Source organism: Streptomyces sp. NPDC029138 (assembly GCF_055564375.1).
On the sequence record NZ_JBVHWM010000020.1, the window covers coordinates 1 to 16,486 of the forward strand.

The 16,486-nt window shown below is 67.9% G+C and carries 13 protein-coding genes and 1 pseudogene; 6 read left to right on the forward strand and 8 right to left on the reverse strand.

Going from position 1 to position 16,486, the window contains the following annotated elements; all coding sequences use genetic code 11:
* From ACZ4WH_RS18135 to ACZ4WH_RS18155, 5 genes are all read right to left on the reverse strand, one after another.
* Positions 1 to 331, reverse strand: a 331-nt coding sequence (locus ACZ4WH_RS18135; protein WP_468181486.1) for an ATP-binding cassette domain-containing protein, incomplete at its 3' end; no start/stop codon positions are given.
* Positions 315 to 1,298 carry an ABC transporter ATP-binding protein gene (locus ACZ4WH_RS18140; RefSeq protein WP_468181488.1) on the reverse strand — a complete coding sequence of 328 codons (984 nt, stop codon included), beginning with the start codon at positions 1,296 to 1,298 and terminating at the stop codon, positions 315 to 317. The genes ACZ4WH_RS18135 and ACZ4WH_RS18140, both read right to left, overlap by 17 nt.
* 8 nt (positions 1,299 to 1,306) lie before the next feature.
* Positions 1,307 to 2,287: an ABC transporter permease gene (locus ACZ4WH_RS18145; RefSeq protein ID WP_468181491.1), complete on the reverse strand. Its 981-nt coding sequence runs from the start codon at positions 2,285 to 2,287 to the stop codon at positions 1,307 to 1,309.
* The gene (locus ACZ4WH_RS18150) at positions 2,280 to 3,200 is read right to left on the reverse strand and encodes an ABC transporter permease (RefSeq protein ID WP_468181494.1); all 921 of its coding nucleotides are present in this window, start codon (positions 3,198 to 3,200) and stop codon (positions 2,280 to 2,282) included. The genes ACZ4WH_RS18145 and ACZ4WH_RS18150 overlap by 8 nt, the downstream gene beginning before the upstream one ends.
* Before the next feature lie 6 nt (positions 3,201 to 3,206).
* On the reverse strand, positions 3,207 to 4,823 hold the full coding sequence (locus tag ACZ4WH_RS18155) for a peptide ABC transporter substrate-binding protein (RefSeq protein WP_468181495.1): 1,617 nt from the start codon (positions 4,821 to 4,823) through the stop codon (positions 3,207 to 3,209).
* A gap of 509 nt (positions 4,824 to 5,332) precedes the next feature.
* Here ACZ4WH_RS18155 and ACZ4WH_RS18160 point away from each other — a divergent pair.
* The 6 genes from ACZ4WH_RS18160 (at position 5,333) to ACZ4WH_RS18185 (ending at position 12,579) form a co-directional block, all read left to right on the forward strand.
* Positions 5,333 to 6,322, forward strand: coding sequence for an ABC transporter permease (locus tag ACZ4WH_RS18160; RefSeq protein ID WP_468181497.1), 990 nt, complete (start codon positions 5,333 to 5,335; stop codon positions 6,320 to 6,322).
* Positions 6,323 to 6,406: 84 nt separating this feature from the next.
* Entirely contained in the window at positions 6,407 to 8,167 is a 1,761-nt protein-coding gene (locus ACZ4WH_RS18165) for an ABC transporter substrate-binding protein (RefSeq protein ID WP_468181499.1), read from the forward strand.
* Positions 8,168 to 8,262: 95 nt separating this feature from the next.
* Complete coding sequence (locus ACZ4WH_RS18170; RefSeq protein ID WP_468181501.1) at positions 8,263 to 9,243, forward strand: ABC transporter permease; 981 nt, start codon at positions 8,263 to 8,265, stop codon at positions 9,241 to 9,243.
* A gap of 71 nt (positions 9,244 to 9,314) precedes the next feature.
* Complete coding sequence (locus ACZ4WH_RS18175; protein WP_468181502.1) at positions 9,315 to 10,352, forward strand: ABC transporter ATP-binding protein; 1,038 nt, start codon at positions 9,315 to 9,317, stop codon at positions 10,350 to 10,352.
* 26 nt (positions 10,353 to 10,378) lie between these two features.
* Positions 10,379 to 11,422: an ABC transporter ATP-binding protein gene (locus ACZ4WH_RS18180; RefSeq protein WP_468181503.1), complete on the forward strand. Its 1,044-nt coding sequence runs from the start codon at positions 10,379 to 10,381 to the stop codon at positions 11,420 to 11,422.
* A gap of 395 nt (positions 11,423 to 11,817) precedes the next feature.
* Complete coding sequence (locus tag ACZ4WH_RS18185; RefSeq protein WP_468181504.1) at positions 11,818 to 12,579, forward strand: class I SAM-dependent methyltransferase; 762 nt, start codon at positions 11,818 to 11,820, stop codon at positions 12,577 to 12,579.
* A 19-nt stretch (positions 12,580 to 12,598) separates the two neighbouring features.
* Here ACZ4WH_RS18185 and ACZ4WH_RS18190 read toward each other — a convergent pair.
* From ACZ4WH_RS18190 to ACZ4WH_RS18200, 3 genes and pseudogenes are all read right to left on the reverse strand, one after another.
* Positions 12,599 to 13,595: pseudogene (locus ACZ4WH_RS18190) on the reverse strand (IS5 family transposase).
* Between the two features lie 127 nt (positions 13,596 to 13,722).
* The gene (locus tag ACZ4WH_RS18195; protein ID WP_385513668.1) at positions 13,723 to 15,069 is read right to left on the reverse strand and encodes an FG-GAP and VCBS repeat-containing protein; all 1,347 of its coding nucleotides are present in this window, start codon (positions 15,067 to 15,069) and stop codon (positions 13,723 to 13,725) included.
* Between the two features lie 290 nt (positions 15,070 to 15,359).
* Positions 15,360 to 16,481: an ABC transporter ATP-binding protein gene (locus ACZ4WH_RS18200; protein WP_468181506.1), complete on the reverse strand. Its 1,122-nt coding sequence runs from the start codon at positions 16,479 to 16,481 to the stop codon at positions 15,360 to 15,362.
* Positions 16,482 to 16,486: the final 5 nt, after the last annotated feature.

A 16,486-nucleotide genomic window follows, 5' to 3' on the forward strand; every position in this document is an offset into this window, starting at 1 on the left:
TGAGGGAGGTGTAGGGGTCCTGGAAGACCATCTGGATGTTGCGGCGGACCGCTTTCAACGCCTTGCCGGAGAGCCGGGTGATGTCCTCGCCCTTGAACTTGATGGTGCCGGCGGTGGGTTGTTCCAGGTTGCACAGGAGTTTGGCGACGGTGGACTTGCCGCATCCTGATTCGCCGACGATGCCGAGGGTTTCGCCCTTCACGAGGGTGAAGTCGACGCCGTCGACGGCCTTGACCGCGCCGATCTGCTTCTTGAACAGGACACCCCGGGTGAGCGGGTAGTGCTTGATCAGGCCGGTCACTTCAAGGAGGGGCTCAGTGGTCGGGGCCATCGAGGCACTCCCTCCAGAAGTGGCAGGCGCTGCCCCGGTCGTCGGACACCTCGTAGAGCGGGGGTTCGTCGGTGCGGCAGACGTCCCTGGCCATGGGGCAGCGGGGGTGGAAGGAGCAGCCGGGCGGGATGTGGGTCAGGTTCGGTGGCAGGCCCTTGATGGCGTAGAGCTGCCGGCCCTTCTGGTCCAGGCGGGGGATGGAGTCGAGCAGGCCCCGGGTGTAGGGGTGGGCCGGGGCCTTGTAGAGGTCGTGGACGGGGGCGGACTCCACGATCCGGCCCGCGTACATCACCGCGATCCGGTCCGCGACGTCGGCCACCACGCCCAGGTCGTGGGTGATGAGGATGAGTCCCATGCGGTACTCGCGCTGCAACTCGGCGAGAAGGTCCATGACCTGGGCCTGGACGGTGACGTCGAGGGCGGTGGTGGGCTCGTCGGCGATGATGAGGGCCGGTTCCAGGGCCAGCGCCATGGCGATCATGATGCGCTGGCGCATCCCGCCCGAGAACTGATGCGGGTAGTCGCGGACGCGCTGGGCGGCGGCCGGAATCCGCACCCGCTCCATCAGCTCGACGGCCCTGGCCCGCGCGTCCTTCCTCGACATGCCCCGGTGGACGACGAACATCTCCCCCAGCTGATCCCCCACGGTCATCACCGGGTTGAGGGCGGACAACGCGTCCTGGAAGATCATCGCCATCTGCCGGCCACGTACCCTGCGGCGTTCCTCGGCGGACAACGTCAGCAGATCGCGGCCGTCGAAGACGATCTCCCCGCCGGTGATCCTGGCCGGGGGCGTGTCGAGGATGCCCATGACGGCCTGCGCGGTGACGGACTTCCCGGACCCGGACTCGCCGAGCACGGCGAGGGTCTCCCCCGCGTCGACGGCGTAGCTGACGCCGTTGACGGCGTGGGCGATGCCGTCGCGGGTGTGGAACTCCACGTGGAGGTCCCGGACTTCGAGGAGCACGGTGAACGTCACCTCAGCTTCGGGTCGAGGGCGTCGCGGACCGCGTCGCCGAGCATGATGAACGCCAGCACCGTCACCGCCAGGGCGCCGGAGGGCCACAGCAGGGCGTGCGGGGCGTTGCGGATGTAGGGGGAGGCGGCGGAGATGTCGATGCCCCAGGACACGCTGGGGGGTTTGAGGCCCACGCCGAGGTAGGACAGGGTCGCTTCCAGGGCGATGTAGGTGCCCAGCGCGATGGTCGCGACCACGATCACCGGTGCGACGGCGTTCGGGGTGATGTGCCGCAGCAGGATGCGGGAGTCGGAGGCGCCCAGCGCGCGGGCGGCCTGGACGTAGTCGTTCTGCTTGGCGGTGATCACCGAGCCGCGCGCGATCCGGGAGATCTGCGGCCAGCCGAGCAGCACCATGAACCCGATGACCGGCCAGACCGTATTGGAGGTCACCACCGAGAGCAGGACCAGACCGCCGAGGACCACCGGGATCGCGAAGAAGATGTCGGTGATCCGGGACAGGACCGAGTCCCAGACGCCGCTGAAGTACCCCGCGAGCCCGCCCAGCACCGAGCCGAGGAGTGCCACTCCCAGCGTGGCGCACACGCCGACCGTGACGGACGTACGGGCCCCGTAGACGGTGCGCGTGTAGACGTTGCAGCCCTGTCCGTCGTACCCGAAGGGCGCACCCGGTCCCGGGCCGTCCTGGGCCTTGGCGAGGTCGCACTTCAGGGGGCTGCCGGGGGCGATCGCCGACGGCCACAGGGAGATGAAGACCAGGAAGAGGATGACCAGGGCGGAGACGATGAAGACCGGGTTGCGGCACAGCTCCCGCCAGGCGTCGGACCACAGGGAGCGCGGTCGGCCGGCCGGCCCCGTGCCTTCCGGCCCTCCTGGCGTCTTCTCCAGCGTGACGGCCTCGCTCGCGCCGAGGTCCATCGCCCCGCCCATGCCGGTGCCGGCGATCGCGCCCTCGGGCTCGTAGGGCTGTTCAGGCATAGCGGATCCTCGGGTCGAGTACGGCGTACAGGAGGTCGACGAGGAGGTTGGCGACCAGGAAGACCAGCACCAGCACCGTCACGAAGCCGACGACCGTCTGGGTGTTCTGCCGCAGGATGCCCTGGTAGAGCTGGTAGCCGACGCCGTGGATGTTGAAGATCCGCTCGGTCACGATCGCCCCGCCCATCAGCGCCCCGATGTCGGTGCCGATGAACGTCACCACCGGGATCAGGGAGTTGCGCAGCAGGTGCCGGACGATGACCCGGCGCCGGGGCAGCCCCTTCGCGACCGCCGTACGGACGTAGTCCGACCGCCTGTTCTCGGCGATCGAGGTACGGGTCAGCCGGGTGACGTAGGCGAGCGAGACGGAGGCCAGGACCAGACCCGGCACGATCAGCTCGCCGAAGGTGCCGCTGCGGACCGAGGGCCTGATCCACTGCCACTTGATGCCGAGCAGCAGTTGCAGCAGCAGACCGGTGACGAAGGTCGGGACGGAGATCACGACGAGGGTGGCGAGGAGCACACCGGTGTCGACGGGCCGGCCGCGCCTGAGTCCGGTGACGACACCCAGCGTGATGCCGATGACGATCTCGAAGAAGACGGCCACGATGGTCAGCCGGACGGTCACCGGAAATGCCGTGGCCATCAGCTCGGTGACCGGCTGCCCGTTGAACGCCGTACCGAAGTCGCCGGTGAAGACGTTGCCCATGTAGGTCAGGTATTGCTGCCACAACGGCTTGTCGAGGCCGAACTGCTTCTCCAGCTGGGCGGTCGTCGCAGGGTCGCAGGCCCGTTCCCCGCACAGGCCGGCGATGGGATCGCCCATCACGTTCACCATCACGAAGATCAGCAGCGTGGCCCCGCCGAACACGGGGATCATCTGGATCAGCCGCCGGAGGACATAGCGCCCCATGGCGGCTCAGCCGACCTTGATCTCGTTGTAGACCGGGACGCTGAAGGGGTTGAGCGCCACGTGGGACAGCCGGTCGGAGTAGCCGGCGCTGCCGTTCTGGTACCAGAGCGGGATCGCGGCCATGTGGTCCCGCACGACCTCCTCCGCCTTCTGGAAGGTGGAGACCGCCTTGGTGGTGTCCGTCTCGGCGTTGGCCTGGTTCACGAGCTTGTCGAAGTCCTTGTCGGACCACTTGCCGTCGTTGGAGGAGGCGCCCGTGTAGTACAGCGGCTGCAGGAAGTTCTGGATGAGCGGGTAGTCCATCTGCCAGCCCGCCCGGAAGGGGCCGGTCATCTTGTGCTGCCCGATCTGGTTGCGGAAGTCGGCGAAGGTGCCGACCGGGTTGCCGACGCAGGCCTTGTCGTTGCCGAGGGCGTTGTTGATGGAGTTGCACACCGCGTCGATCCACTCCTTGTGCGAGCCCGTGTCCGCGTTGTACGTGATCTTGACCTGACCGCCGGGGATGCCGCCGCCCTCCTTGATCAGCCTCTTGGCCTCGTCCGGGTCGTAGTCGCAGGCCTTGCCGCACAGGCCGTCCTTGAAGCCGCCGGCCGTGCCGAGGACCGGTGAGGTCCAGTCGGTGGCCGGGGTCCTGGTCCTCCGGAAGATGGTGTCGGTGATCTGCGCGCGGTTGATCGCCATCGACAGGCCGGTGCGGACCTTCTCGGAGCCGGGCTTGTTCCAGGCCTTGTCGTAGAACGGGAAGGCGAGGGTCTGGATGATGCCCGCCGGGGTGTTGATGTAGCGGTCGCCCAGGTCGCCCTTGACGTTCTTCAGCTGGGCGGCGGGCACGTCGTCCACGAGGTCGAGGTTGCCGGCCAGGAGGTCGGTGTAGGCGGTGTTGCTGTCGGTGTAGACCATGAGGGTCACGCCGTCGTTCCGCGCCTTGTCCCGGCCGTGGTAGCCGTCCCACCTCCTCAGGTACATCTGCGAGCCCTTGGTGTAGGACTCGATGGTGTACGGGCCGTTGCCGACCGGTTTCTTCACCCAGGCCGCGTGGTCGGTGAAGAACGCGCGGGGCAGCGGGGCGAAGGCCGCGTAGCCGAGCGTGTCGGGGAAGCCGGAGAACTTCTGGTTGAGCTTGACGGTGAAGGTGTGGTCGTCCACCACCTTCAGCCCGGACAGCGTGTCGGCGCTCTGCTCGCCGCTGACGGGGTGGACCTTGTCGTAGCCGTCGATGTAACCGAAGAAGTAGGCGTTCTTCTGGTTGTTCCTCAGGCTCGCCCCGTAGTTCCAGGCGTCCACGAAGGACCGGGCCGTCACCTTCTCGCCGTTGGAGAAGGTCCAGCCGTCCTTCACCTCGATGGTGAAGTTCCGCGAGTCCTCGGTCTTGATGGACCGGGCCAGCCAGTCCTGGGCCTTGCCGGTCTTCGGGTCGTACTTCTTCAGGCCCCGGAAGATCATGTCCAGGACCTTGCCGCCCTGCACCTCGTTCGTGTTGGCCGGCTCCAGCGGGTTCTGCGGGTCACCCCAGGAGGAGCTGAGCACCGCGCCGCCGCTCGAACCGCTGCCCCCGCAGCCCGTGGCCGCGAGCGCCAGCGCCACCGCGCCGGCGGCCCATCGGGCGTGCGTGCCTCCACGCATGGCGCGCCTCCTCCATGAGCGTTGATCATTATCGGACAATATCGACTCATACCGCGCATAGCGCCTGTACGCTGCCCAACTGAGGGGCCTTTGGGGGGGCACGCCACCCGTATGCAGTCACCACCCCCAGGGGGCTTGGTGATCTTGCGCGGGAAGCGCAATAGATCTTCGCGCAACGATGCCGAAACGTTGGATTACGACGTTCCGATGTACGCATGTCGACACTCCACCGTCCGCATATCGAACCCCTTGCCCGATTAGTCCAATTAGCCCGACGTGAGACACGGATTGATTACGGCGCGCTACCCGCGTAGCTACGGAATGATCAAGGACGAGCAAAGAAGGTAAAGAGACAACCAAGGCGACCGAGAATTTATTGACCTTGAATGAATTGCGTTGAAAAAGTCCGGCGTAGCCCGTAGGGGAGCGCCCTGCGGAGTCATCAGACCCTCCCTTGGGCCAGGAGCACCATGACCCCCCCAACTCCATCCGCGGCTGCCCCGCTTGAGGTGACCGACGAGACTGTCGAGAAGTCGACCGCTTCGGACGGTTCCAAGGGCAGCGAAGGCCGCTCTCCGGGACGGCTTGCCTGGAAGCGCTTCAAGCGCGACAAGACGGGCGTCATATCCGCCTATGTCGTGATCTTCTTCTTCGTGATCGCGATCGCGGCACCGCTGATAGCGAAGCTGTACGGCAAGAACCCGTACACGACCTACGCGAGCGAGAACCCTGACCTGCTCGACGCCTTCTCGTACCCCGCGGGGCCGAACGGCGGCATCAGCTCGCAGTTCTGGTTCGGCATCGAGCCGCAGCTCGGCCGGGACGTCTTCACGTTCCTGCTGTACGGCATCCGGACCTCGCTGGGCATCGCCACGGCCGCCACCCTGCTCACCACCCTCCTGGGCGTGGTCATCGGCGTCACCGCGGGCTACCTGGGCGGTCGGACCGACTACCTCGTCAGCCGGGTCATCGACATCCTGCTGTCGTTCCCGTCCACGCTGTTCTTCATCGCCTTCATGCCGGTCGTCTACGGTCTTTTCGTCGCCGACGACGACAACATCCCGACCTGGCTGCGGGCCACCTCTCTCATCCTCGTCCTGTCCGCCTTCGGCTGGGCCTCCATCGCCCGCCTGCTGCGCGGCCAGGTACTCGGTCTGCGTGAGCGGGAGTTCATCGAAGCCGCCAAGGTCACGGGCGCGTCCCCGCGGCGCATCGTGTTCAAGGAGCTGCTGCCCAACCTCTGGACGCCGATCATCATCCAGTCGACGCTGCTGCTCCCGGCCTTCGTGACCGCCGAGGCCGGCCTGGCCTTCCTCGGCGTCGGCATCATCGACCCGACCCCGGACTGGGGCGTGATGATCCAGCGAGGAGCCCAGTTCTACTCCCAGGACCTCACCTTCATGCTCTTCCCGGGCCTGTCCATGGTGATCTTCGTCCTCGCCTTCAACCTTCTCGGCGACTCCGTGCGTGACGCGCTCGACCCCAAGTCCAAGCGCTAGCGAGCAACTTCGTTCTCCCGGCCCGGTTCGATGACGTCCGGCTGGTTGTGTCCGTCCGTATTGACCCCTATAGGCAGGCTCAGCATGTCTTTTTCCCGTAGAAACTTCCTGATCGCCACCGGTGTGGCAGCGGCCTCCACGACCGTGCTGAGCGCCTGCGGCAGCGGTGACGACAAGGGCGGCTCCGGCAGCAAGGTGCCGTCGGTCAGCGGCGCCAAGACCGTGAACATCCCGGTCGGCACCAAGGCCGACTCCACCGGCCCGGCCCCCGAGGTCCCGGGCGCGGTCAAGGGCGGGACGCTCTACTCGCTCGACCAGTTCGACATGGACCACCTGGACCCGGCGCAGATCTACGTCTCCACCGAGGGCGCCATCACCGTCCCGATCATGCGTGGTCTGACCGGCTACAAGATCGACGACAAGGGTGGCTGCACCCTGGTCGGCGACGCGGCCACCGACGCGGGCACCATGAAGGACGGCGGCCGGACCTGGTCGTTCACGATCAAGGACGGCATCAAGTGGGAGGACGGTTCCGACCTCTCCATGGACGACGTCCGCCACACCTTCGAGCGCCTCTTCGCCTCGTTCGTCACCGAGGGTCCGCGCTACGTCCAGCAGTGGCTGGTCGGCGGTGACAAGTACAAGGGCCCGTACAGCGGCAAGAAGCTCGACTCCATCGAGATCTCCGGCCGGACGATCACCTTCCGCCTCACCGAGCCGCGCACCGACTTCAACTACACGCTCGCCATGCGCGGCTACTCCCTGGTGCCGAAGAAGCACGACACCAAGGAGAAGTACGACAAGCGCCCGTTCTCCTGCGGCCCGTACAAGATCGACAGCCGCAGCATCGGCAAGTCGATGACCTACGTGCGCAACGAGCACTGGGACCCGAAGACGGACTCGATCCGCAACGCCTACCCGGACAAGTTCGTCTTCCAGTTCGGCTTCCAGCCCATCGCCTCGACCGACCGCTTCATCGCGGACCGCGGCAACGACCAGTACGCGATGGCGATCTTCAACGAGGTGGCGGCGGAGCGCATCGCGCAGGTCCTCACCAACGCCAAGCTGAAGCAGCGCGTCCTCACCCAGGTCGACACGGTCACCTACTACTGGCCGATCAACATGACCCGTATCAAGGACGTCAAGGTCCGCCAGGCCATCAACTGGGCGTGGCCGCACCAGCAGCTCCAGACCATCCGCGGCGGCAAGGCCAGCACCGAGGTGGCCACCACCATCCTCAGCCCGGTCACCCCCGGCTACGAGAAGTTCGACCTGTACGGCGCGAGCACCAAGCCCGGTGGCGACCCGGCCAAGGCCAAGGCGCTGCTGAAGGAGGCCGGCAAGCTCGGCCAGAAGCTGGTCATCGCCTACCAGCAGTCGGACAACGCCGTGAAGCAGGCCGTCGCGATCAAGAACGCGCTGGAGGCCGCCGGCTTCGAGGTCGTCAACAAGCAGATCGACAAGTCGACCTTCTACACGCAGATCGGCAAGATCGACAACGACTTCGACCTGTTCGCCGCCGGCTGGAGCCCCGACTGGCCGAACGGTTACTCGGTGTTCTATCCCTGCTGGAGCGGCAAGAACATCGGCGACGGCCGCAGCAACTACGCCCAGCTGAACGACCCGGGCGTCAACAAGGCGATCGACGCCGCGGCGAAGATCGCCGACCCGGAGGAGGCCAACAAGGCCTGGGGCAAGGTCGACCGCCAGATCATGGAGCTGGCGGCGGTCGTCCCGGACTACCACTCCATCCGCAACTGGATGCACGGCTCCAAGGTCGGCAACGTCGTGTTCGACGCCGGCAACACCTGCATCGCCCTCTGCAAGCTGTACGCCAAGAAGTAAGCGCGATCGTTCCCGGGGGGCGGCCACGACCCGGCCGCCCCCTCCGGCCCACCCCTCACCCCGGCGACGGCGCCCCGTCCGGAAAGTCACGCCCCATGCTCCGCTTCCTTGTCCGCCGAGTCATCGGCGCGCTGGTGATCCTGCTGATCATCAGCGCCGTCACCTTCTGGCTCTTCTACGCCATCCCGCGTGACCCCGCCCAGTTGTCGTGCGGCAAGAACTGCACGCCCGACCTGCTCAAGCAGGTCCGGCACAACCTGGGCATCGACCACCCGGTCCCGGTCCAGTACTGGTACTGGCTGAAGGGCATCTTCGTCGGACGCAGCTACGGGGACTTCGGTGACTGCAGCGCCCCCTGCCTCGGTTACTCGTTCGCCAACCGCGAGCCCGTCCTCGGCACCATCCTGGACCGGCTGCCGCTGACCCTCTCGCTGGCGTTCGGCTCGGCGATCGTGTTCCTGGTGCTCGGCGTCGGCGCCGGCATGATCGCCGCCGTGAAGCAGGGCAAGTGGCAGGACAAGCTGGCCAGCTCCGCCTCGCTGCTCGGCTCGTCGCTGCAGATCTACTTCATCGGCTACATCGCGATGTACTTCCTCGTCGCGAAGCTCGACATCCTCGACAACCCGTCGTACACGCCCATCACCGAGAACCCCGTCGAGTGGGCCTCCGGCCTGCTGCTGCCCTGGCTGGTGCTCGCGATCATCTTCACCGCGAACTACACCCGTATGTCCCGCTCCCAGCTGGTCGAGCAGCTCAGCGAGGACTACGTGCGCACCGCCCGCGCCAAGGGTCTCTCCTCGCGCAGCGTCTTCTTCCGGTTCGCCTGGCGTGGTGCGATGGGTCCCATCGTCACGGTCTTCGGCATCGACCTGGGCACGCTGATCGGCGGCGCCATCATCACCGAGTACACCTTCAGCCTCCAGGGCGTCGGCCGACTCGCGGTGGACGCCGTGGACAAGAGCGACCTGCCCATGGTGCTGGGCGTGACCCTGCTGTCCGCCGGCGCGATCGTGCTCTTCAACATCATCGTGGACGCCGTCTACGCCCTCATCGACCCGCGGATCCGGCTCGCCTGACCTCCGCCCCGCCGTCCCTTCCCACCCGCCCCACCCGGCGCCACCTCGCATCACCCCCCAGGAGCGTCCCCGTGACGAGCACCGATCAGCAGCCGTTCCTCTCCATCAAGGACCTCAGGGTCCACTTCTCCACCGAGGACGGCATCGTCAAGGCCGTCGACGGACTCAGCTTCGACCTCGTCAAGGGCCAGACACTCGGCATCGTCGGCGAGTCGGGCTCCGGCAAGTCCGTCACCAACCTGACGATCCTGGGCCTCCACGACCGCGACCGCACCGCGATCGAGGGCGAGATCGTGCTGGACGGCAAGGAGCTGCTCACCGCCTCCGAGCGGGAGCTGGAGCGGCTGCGCGGCAACAAGATGTCCATGATCTTCCAGGACGCGCTGGCATCCCTGTCGCCGTACCACACGATCGGCACCCAGATCGGCGAGACCTACCGCAAGCACACGGGCTGCTCCAAGTCCGAGGCGCGCAAGCGCGCGATCGAGATGCTGCGGCGGGTCGGCATCCCGCAGCCGGACATGCGGGTGGACGACTACCCGCACCAGTTCTCGGGCGGTATGCGCCAGCGCGCGATGATCGCCATGGCGCTGGTCTGCGACCCCGAACTGCTGATCGCGGACGAGCCGACCACCGCCCTGGACGTGACGGTCCAGGCGCAGATCATGGACCTGCTCAAGGACCTCCAGCAGGAGTTCGGCACCGCGATCATCTTCATCACGCACGACCTCGGCGTCATCGCCGACATCGCCGACGACGTGCTGGTGATGTACGGCGGCCGGTGCGTGGAGCGGGGCACCAAGGAGGAGGTGCTGCGCGACCCGCAGCACCCCTACACGCTGGGTCTGCTGGGCTCGATGCCGAGCCTGCACGGACCGGTGGACGTGCCGCTGACGCCGATCCCCGGTTCGCCGCCCTCGCTGCTCAACCCGCCGTCCGGCTGCCGCTTCCACCCCCGGTGCGCCTTCGCCGAGAAGGTCGCGGGCGGGCTGTGCTCCCAGGAGAGCCCGCTGCTGGAGGTGGCCGACGGCCGCGGCGCCGCCTGCCACCTCACCGCGGAACAGAAGCGGGAACTCTTCGCCGACTTCGCCGGAACCCGGCACCACTGACGGACACGAGACGGGACTTCACGATCATGAGCAACACGAACCCCCTCCTGGACGTCTCCGGGCTGACGAAGCACTTCCCGATCAAGGGCGGCTTCCCGATCCGGCGGACGGTCGGCGCCGTGCAGGCCGTCGACGGCCTGGACTTCCAGGTCGCCGAGGGCGAGAGCCTGGGTCTGGTCGGCGAGTCGGGCTGCGGCAAGTCGACCACCGGCCGGCTCATCACGCGCCTGCTGGAACCGACCGGTGGCAAGATCACCTACCGGGGTCAGGACATCACGCACGCCAACCGCAGGCAGCTGGCGCCGATCCGGTCCGAGATCCAGATGATCTTCCAGGACCCCTACGCCTCGCTGAACCCGCGGCAGACGGTCGGCAAGATCATCTCCGGGCCGATGGAGATCAACGGCGTCAACCCGCCCGGTGGGCAGGAGAAGCGGGTCCGCGAACTCCTGGAGATCGTCGGCCTGAACCCCGAGCACTACAACCGCTTCCCGCACGAGTTCTCCGGCGGCCAGCGCCAGCGCATCGGTGTCGCCCGCGCGCTCGCCCTGGAGCCTAAGCTGATCGTGGCCGACGAGCCGGTCTCCGCGCTGGACGTCTCCATCCAGGCCCAGGTCGTCAACCTGCTCCAGAAGGTGCAGCGGGAACTCGGCATCGCGTTCGTCTTCATCGCCCACGACCTCGCGATCGTGCGGCACTTCTCACAGCGCGTCGCGGTCATGTACCTGGGTAAGATCGTCGAGATCGCCGACCGCGAGGATCTGTACGACAACCCGCGCCACCCCTACACGCGGGCTCTGCTCTCCGCCGTGCCCGAGGCGACGGTGGACGAGGAGCCGCGTGAGCGCATCCGCCTGACCGGTGATGTGCCGTCGCCGATCAACCCGCCCTCCGGCTGCCGCTTCCGCACGCGGTGCTGGAAGGCGACCGAGAAGTGCGCCACGGAGGCACCGCCGCTGGTGCGGGTGGAGGGCAACAAGCCGGGTCATCTGACGGCGTGCCACTACCCGGAGACGGCGGACACCGTCCCCGCTCCGCGCCTCTCCAAGGACCCCGAGGCGGCGGCCTGACACACCCCTTTCCGTCGGCCGCCCCCTTGCGGAACGGACTTTCACGGCCCATTGACCCGAGCCCAAGATCGTCCGCTCCCGGGGACGAGGGCCCGCGCCTCCCCAGGCACGGGCCCTCTTCCGCGTTCGGGGGCTCCGGCGTTCGGGGCCCCCGCGTTCGGGGCTTCCGCTGTCCAGGCCTCCGCGTTTGAGGCTCCCGCGCCTCGGGCCTCCGCGCCCCGGGTCCCCCGCGTCCCGGCCCCCTCCTCCTCCCCCCTCCCCCCCGCATTCCGAGCCCCCGGCACCCCAGGCCCCCGCATTCCGAGCCGCCGCCTCAACGGCCGTGTCGGTCGGAGGACTTCGGGAAGTAAGTCGTTCCTGACGCACCGTTCAACAAGGTGTGTCACACTGCCGCGGTGGTGGATCACGTCTTTGCCGATCTCTCGCTCGCCTCGCTGTACGACAGCCTCAACCCCTGGGGACCGGGTGACGACTTCTACCTCGGCCTGCTGCGGGAGGCCGGCTCCGTGCTGGACATCGGGTGCGGCACGGGCCAGTTACTGCGGCGGGCCCGGGCCGAAGGGCACCCGGGGCGACTGATGGGACTCGATCCGGCCGCCGCCATGCTCGTCCAGGCACGACGGGCCCGGCCGGACGTCGAGTGGGTGCTCGGTGATGTGCGGGTGCGCCGGTGGCAGGGTGAGTTCGACCTCGTCGTCATGACCGGGCACGCCTTCCAGGAGCTGCTGACGGACGAGGAGATCCGGGTCTGCCTGCGCGCCGCCCGAGCGGCCCTGCGGGACGGGGGGCGGTTCGTGTTCGAGACGCGCAATCCGGGCGCCCGTACGTGGGAGCGCTGGACTCCGGACCGGGTGCACGAGATCACCGCCGCCGACGGCACTGCGGTGCGGGTCTGGCACGAGGTGCGGAGCGAGGGCCTGGAGCGGGGCCGGATCCGCTTCACCGAGACCTACGCCGGCCCGCACTGGCCCGCCCCCCGGGTCAACCACGGCACCCTGCGCTTCCTGGACGCCGAGTCGCTGGAGACCTTCCTCACGGAGGCGGGCCTGACGGTCACCGAACAGTACGGCGACTGGAGCCGGGGCCCGGTGACGAACACGTCCCCGGAAATCATCACGGTGGCCCGCCGGGCCCAGGGCCCGGCCGAAGCCCCCTAGGGCCTGTTCTGAGTCGGGATCACGGGAGGGCTGGCAGGCTGCGTAACCAGAGGATGGATCCGCGCAGGTGGAGCCCGGCGGCGTAGCTCTCGGGTGTCTTGTCGTAGCGGGTGGCCAGCCCCCGCCACTCCTTGAACTTGTTGATGGCTCGCTCGACGGTGTTGCGATCTTTGTAGAGCGTGGCGTCGTGGCTGACCGGGCGGCCGCCGGAGTGTCCCTTCTTCTTGGGGTTGGCGGCCTGGTCGGCCTTCTCCGGGATCACCGCCTTGATGTTGCGTCTGCGCAGGTGGGCACGGTTGGCGCGGGAGGAGTAAGCCTTGTCGCCGGCCACTGCGTGCGGCCTGGTCCTGGGACGGCCGACCCGGCCGCGGACCTTGATCTTCCTGAGGACGGGGATGAAGCGCGGGCTGTCCGCGGCCTGACCGTGGGTGAGGATGATGGACAGCGGACGGCAGTGCCGCTCAACGGCGAGGTGGACCTTGCTGGTCAGCCCGCCCCGGGAGCGGCCCAGTTCGGCGGCCCGCAGCCGGGCCCTGCGGCGTCGGCGCACGGTCGGCGCTGGTCCCGCTCGGGATCCTCCATGTCCGCGGACCCCTCTCCTACGGGGTCGTTTTGCCCCTTTGCTGCAGCCCCTTTTCCTCCGCCACGGCCTTCTCCAGATCCTCAAGGAGTTCCGGCTCGACCACCATGCCCGCCGCATGGTGATGCGCGCGGACAACCGTCGAGTCCACACCGGCCAGGTTGAGATCGACATCGTCGCGGGCCGCTGCCTCGGCGATCACCGCGTCCATGAGGGTCTGGAAGACCGCGCCACGCGCCCACATCCGGAACCGGTCGTAGATCGTCGACCAGGAGCCGTAGCTGTCCGGCACATCCCGCCAGGGGCTGCCGGTACGGAACCGCCACATCACCGCGTTGAAATAGCTACGCAGGTCAGGGATCGGTCCGAACGCCCCCAGCGGCAGGTGCGGCTCGATCAACTCCCACTCGGCAGCGGTCAGGTCACCACGAGTCACGCGACCGGTCTACCGCAGCCAGCACCCTCCTGGAGCGGGAATGTGCGGGGAAATGCGCGAGCGGCCACGACGCGGGCGCACTCGTACGAACAAGGCGAACCCCAGGCAGCTGGGCGGGAGGCCCGGCCTACTGGAGCATGCCCCAGATGAGTTCGGTGTCGGCGTCGGTCACACCGGTCGTGGTGACGCCGGACGACGTGCCGGGGAAGCGCAGCGAGCCGTTGATGGCGCCGACGTAGAGGTCGGCCTTGCCGTCGCGGTTGGTGTCGCGGAGGCGGACCGGCTCGCCGAAGCAGTCGTTCCATGCGACGTCGCCGGGGACGCCGGCGGTGTTGCGGGCGAGCCACTGGGAGTTGGTGCCGGTGATCCCGCTCGCGCTGCCGCGCAGGACGTGGACGCCGCCCTCGGTCGTCTCCTGGCTGATCTTCTCTCCGTAGACGCCGATCGCGAGGTCCTTGTAGCCGTCGCCGTTGATGTCGGCGGCCGAGACGGAGGAGCCGAACAGGTCGCCGGACTCTGGGGTACCGGCGACGTTGGTGGTGGCCTGCGTGATACGGACGGCGGTAGCGGGGCCGGTGGAGGAGCCGTACCAGATGGACACCCGGCCCTGGTAGTTGTTGTACATCTGGCTGCCCGCCGCGAGGTCCCCGTAGCCGTCCTTGTTGAAGTCGGCGATCACCGCCTCGCTGGGGTCGCCGTAGTTCGTGACGAGGCGCAGGGTCTTGCCCGCGCTGAGCGGGGAGCCGCCCTTGATGAACCACGCGTCCGTGCCGAAGTTGTCGGGCTCGTCGGTGATTCCGATGATCACCAGATCGGTCTTGGAGTCCCCGTTCATGTTGCCCGAGACCAGGGACGTGGGCGCGAATCTCGTCGTCTTGTCGTGGCTGGTGACCGAGCCTGCCACACCGGTGCGCGTGATGCTGCGGTAGACGTAGGCCTTGCTCCCGCTGATCGCGGCCAGGTCCTTCTTGCCGTCCCCGTTGAAATCCCCGGCGGCGAGGTCGCGGCCGAAGCGGGCGTTCGACACCTTGGCGCCGGCGTTGGGGATCGCGGTGCCACCCGAGAGGCCGGTCGCGCTTCCCCACAGGATGACGACGCCGCCCTCGTCCGTGCGTCCGTCGACGTCCTCGCGCGACACCGACACGGCGAGGTCCCCGTATCCGTCGGCGTTGAAGTCGGCGGGCACCCGGACGTCGCCGAACTGGTCCTCCGTCTCGTCGGCGCCGGGGACACCGGGGCTGTCCTGGGTGATCAACTGGGTCTGGGTGCCGGGTCCGGAGGCGGTACCGAAGGTGATCCGGACGCCGCCGCCCTTGCTGTACTGCTCATAGGTGTAGCTGGCGTAGTCGCGGTAGCCGTCGCCGTTGAAGTCGTCCGCGTACCTGGCCGCCGCCGCGCTGGCGGGAGGTGCCGTGAGGACGGGGGCGAGGGACGCCACAAGGAGTGCCGCGCAGGCTGCGGGGCGAATGCGCATGAAGTGTCTCCTGATGATTCTGTGCGACCGCTCCTGTGCCGATTGACTTCTCAGGGACCACAGAGACAGGAGCGGTTGATGATCAGGAGACAGTCGGACGGGGGAAAAGGTTGCAGGCGGATAGCTACGCAGGTCAGGGATCGGTCCGAACGCCCCCAGCGGCAGGTGCGGCTCGATCAACTCCACTCGGCATCGGTCAGATCACCACGAGTCACGTGACCGGTCTACCGCAGCCAGCACCCTCCTGGAGCGGGAATGACCGATCCCGTGATCTCGACTAAGAACACTCCCTAGCCCGCCTGGTCCTCCTCCAGTGCCGCCAGTGCCGGGTCCAGGACGATGTCCTCGGCCCGGGCCTCGATGGTGGGGTCCTCCGGGAAGTGGCAGGCCGTCAGGTGGCCGTCGCGGTTGCCCGAGAGCTGGATCAGTGGGGGTTCCTCGGTGGCGCACTTGTCCTGTGCCTTCCAGCAGCGGGTGCGGAAGCGGCAGCCGGAGGGCGGGGAGATGGGGGACGGCACGTCGCCGGCGAGGCGGATGCGCTCGCGCTGCGGTGCCTCCCCTTCCGTCAGGGTCACCTCGGGGACGGCGGACAGCAGGGCGTGGGTGTAGGGGTGGCGGGGGCGGGTGTAGATGGAGTCGCGGTCGCCCACCTCGATGATCTTGCCGAGGTACATCACCGCGACGCGCTGTGAGAAGTGCCGCACGATCGCGAGGTCGTGGGCGATGAAGACGAACGCGATGCCCAGTTCCCGCTGCACCTTCTGGAGCAGGTTGACGACCTGGGCCTGGATGGAGACGTCCAGCGCCGAGACCGGTTCGTCGGCCACGATCAGCTTCGGCTCCAGGGCGAGCGCGCGGGCCACACCGATGCGCTGGCGCTGGCCGCCGGAGAACTCGTGCGGGAAGCGGTTGTAGTGCTCGGGGTTCAGACCGACGATCTCCAGGAGTTCGCGGACCCGCTTCTCCCGGCCGCCCTCCGGATCGATGCCGTTGATCTCCATCGGACCCGAGATGATCTTGCCGACCGTCTGCCGCGGGTTCAGCGACGAGTACGGGTCCTGGAAGATCATCTGGATCTCGGAGCGGATCGGCGCCAGCTGCTTGCGGTTCGCGTGGCTGATGTCCCGGCCGCGATAGGTGATCGTGCCGCTGGTGGGCTCCAGCAGGCGCGTGATGAGCCGGCCGGTGGTCGACTTGCCGCAGCCCGACTCGCCGACCAGGCCGAAGCTCTCGCCCTCGGCGACCTGGAAGTCCAGGCCGTCGACGGCCTGCACCGCGCCGACCGTCCGCCGGATCGGGAAGCCGCCCTTGACCGGGAAGTGCTTGACCAGCCCCGAGACCTTCAGCAGCGCCTTCGGCACCGCGTCGTCACCGGCCTCGCGGGTGGTGGGGAGGACCAGGTCCTCTTTCATGACGG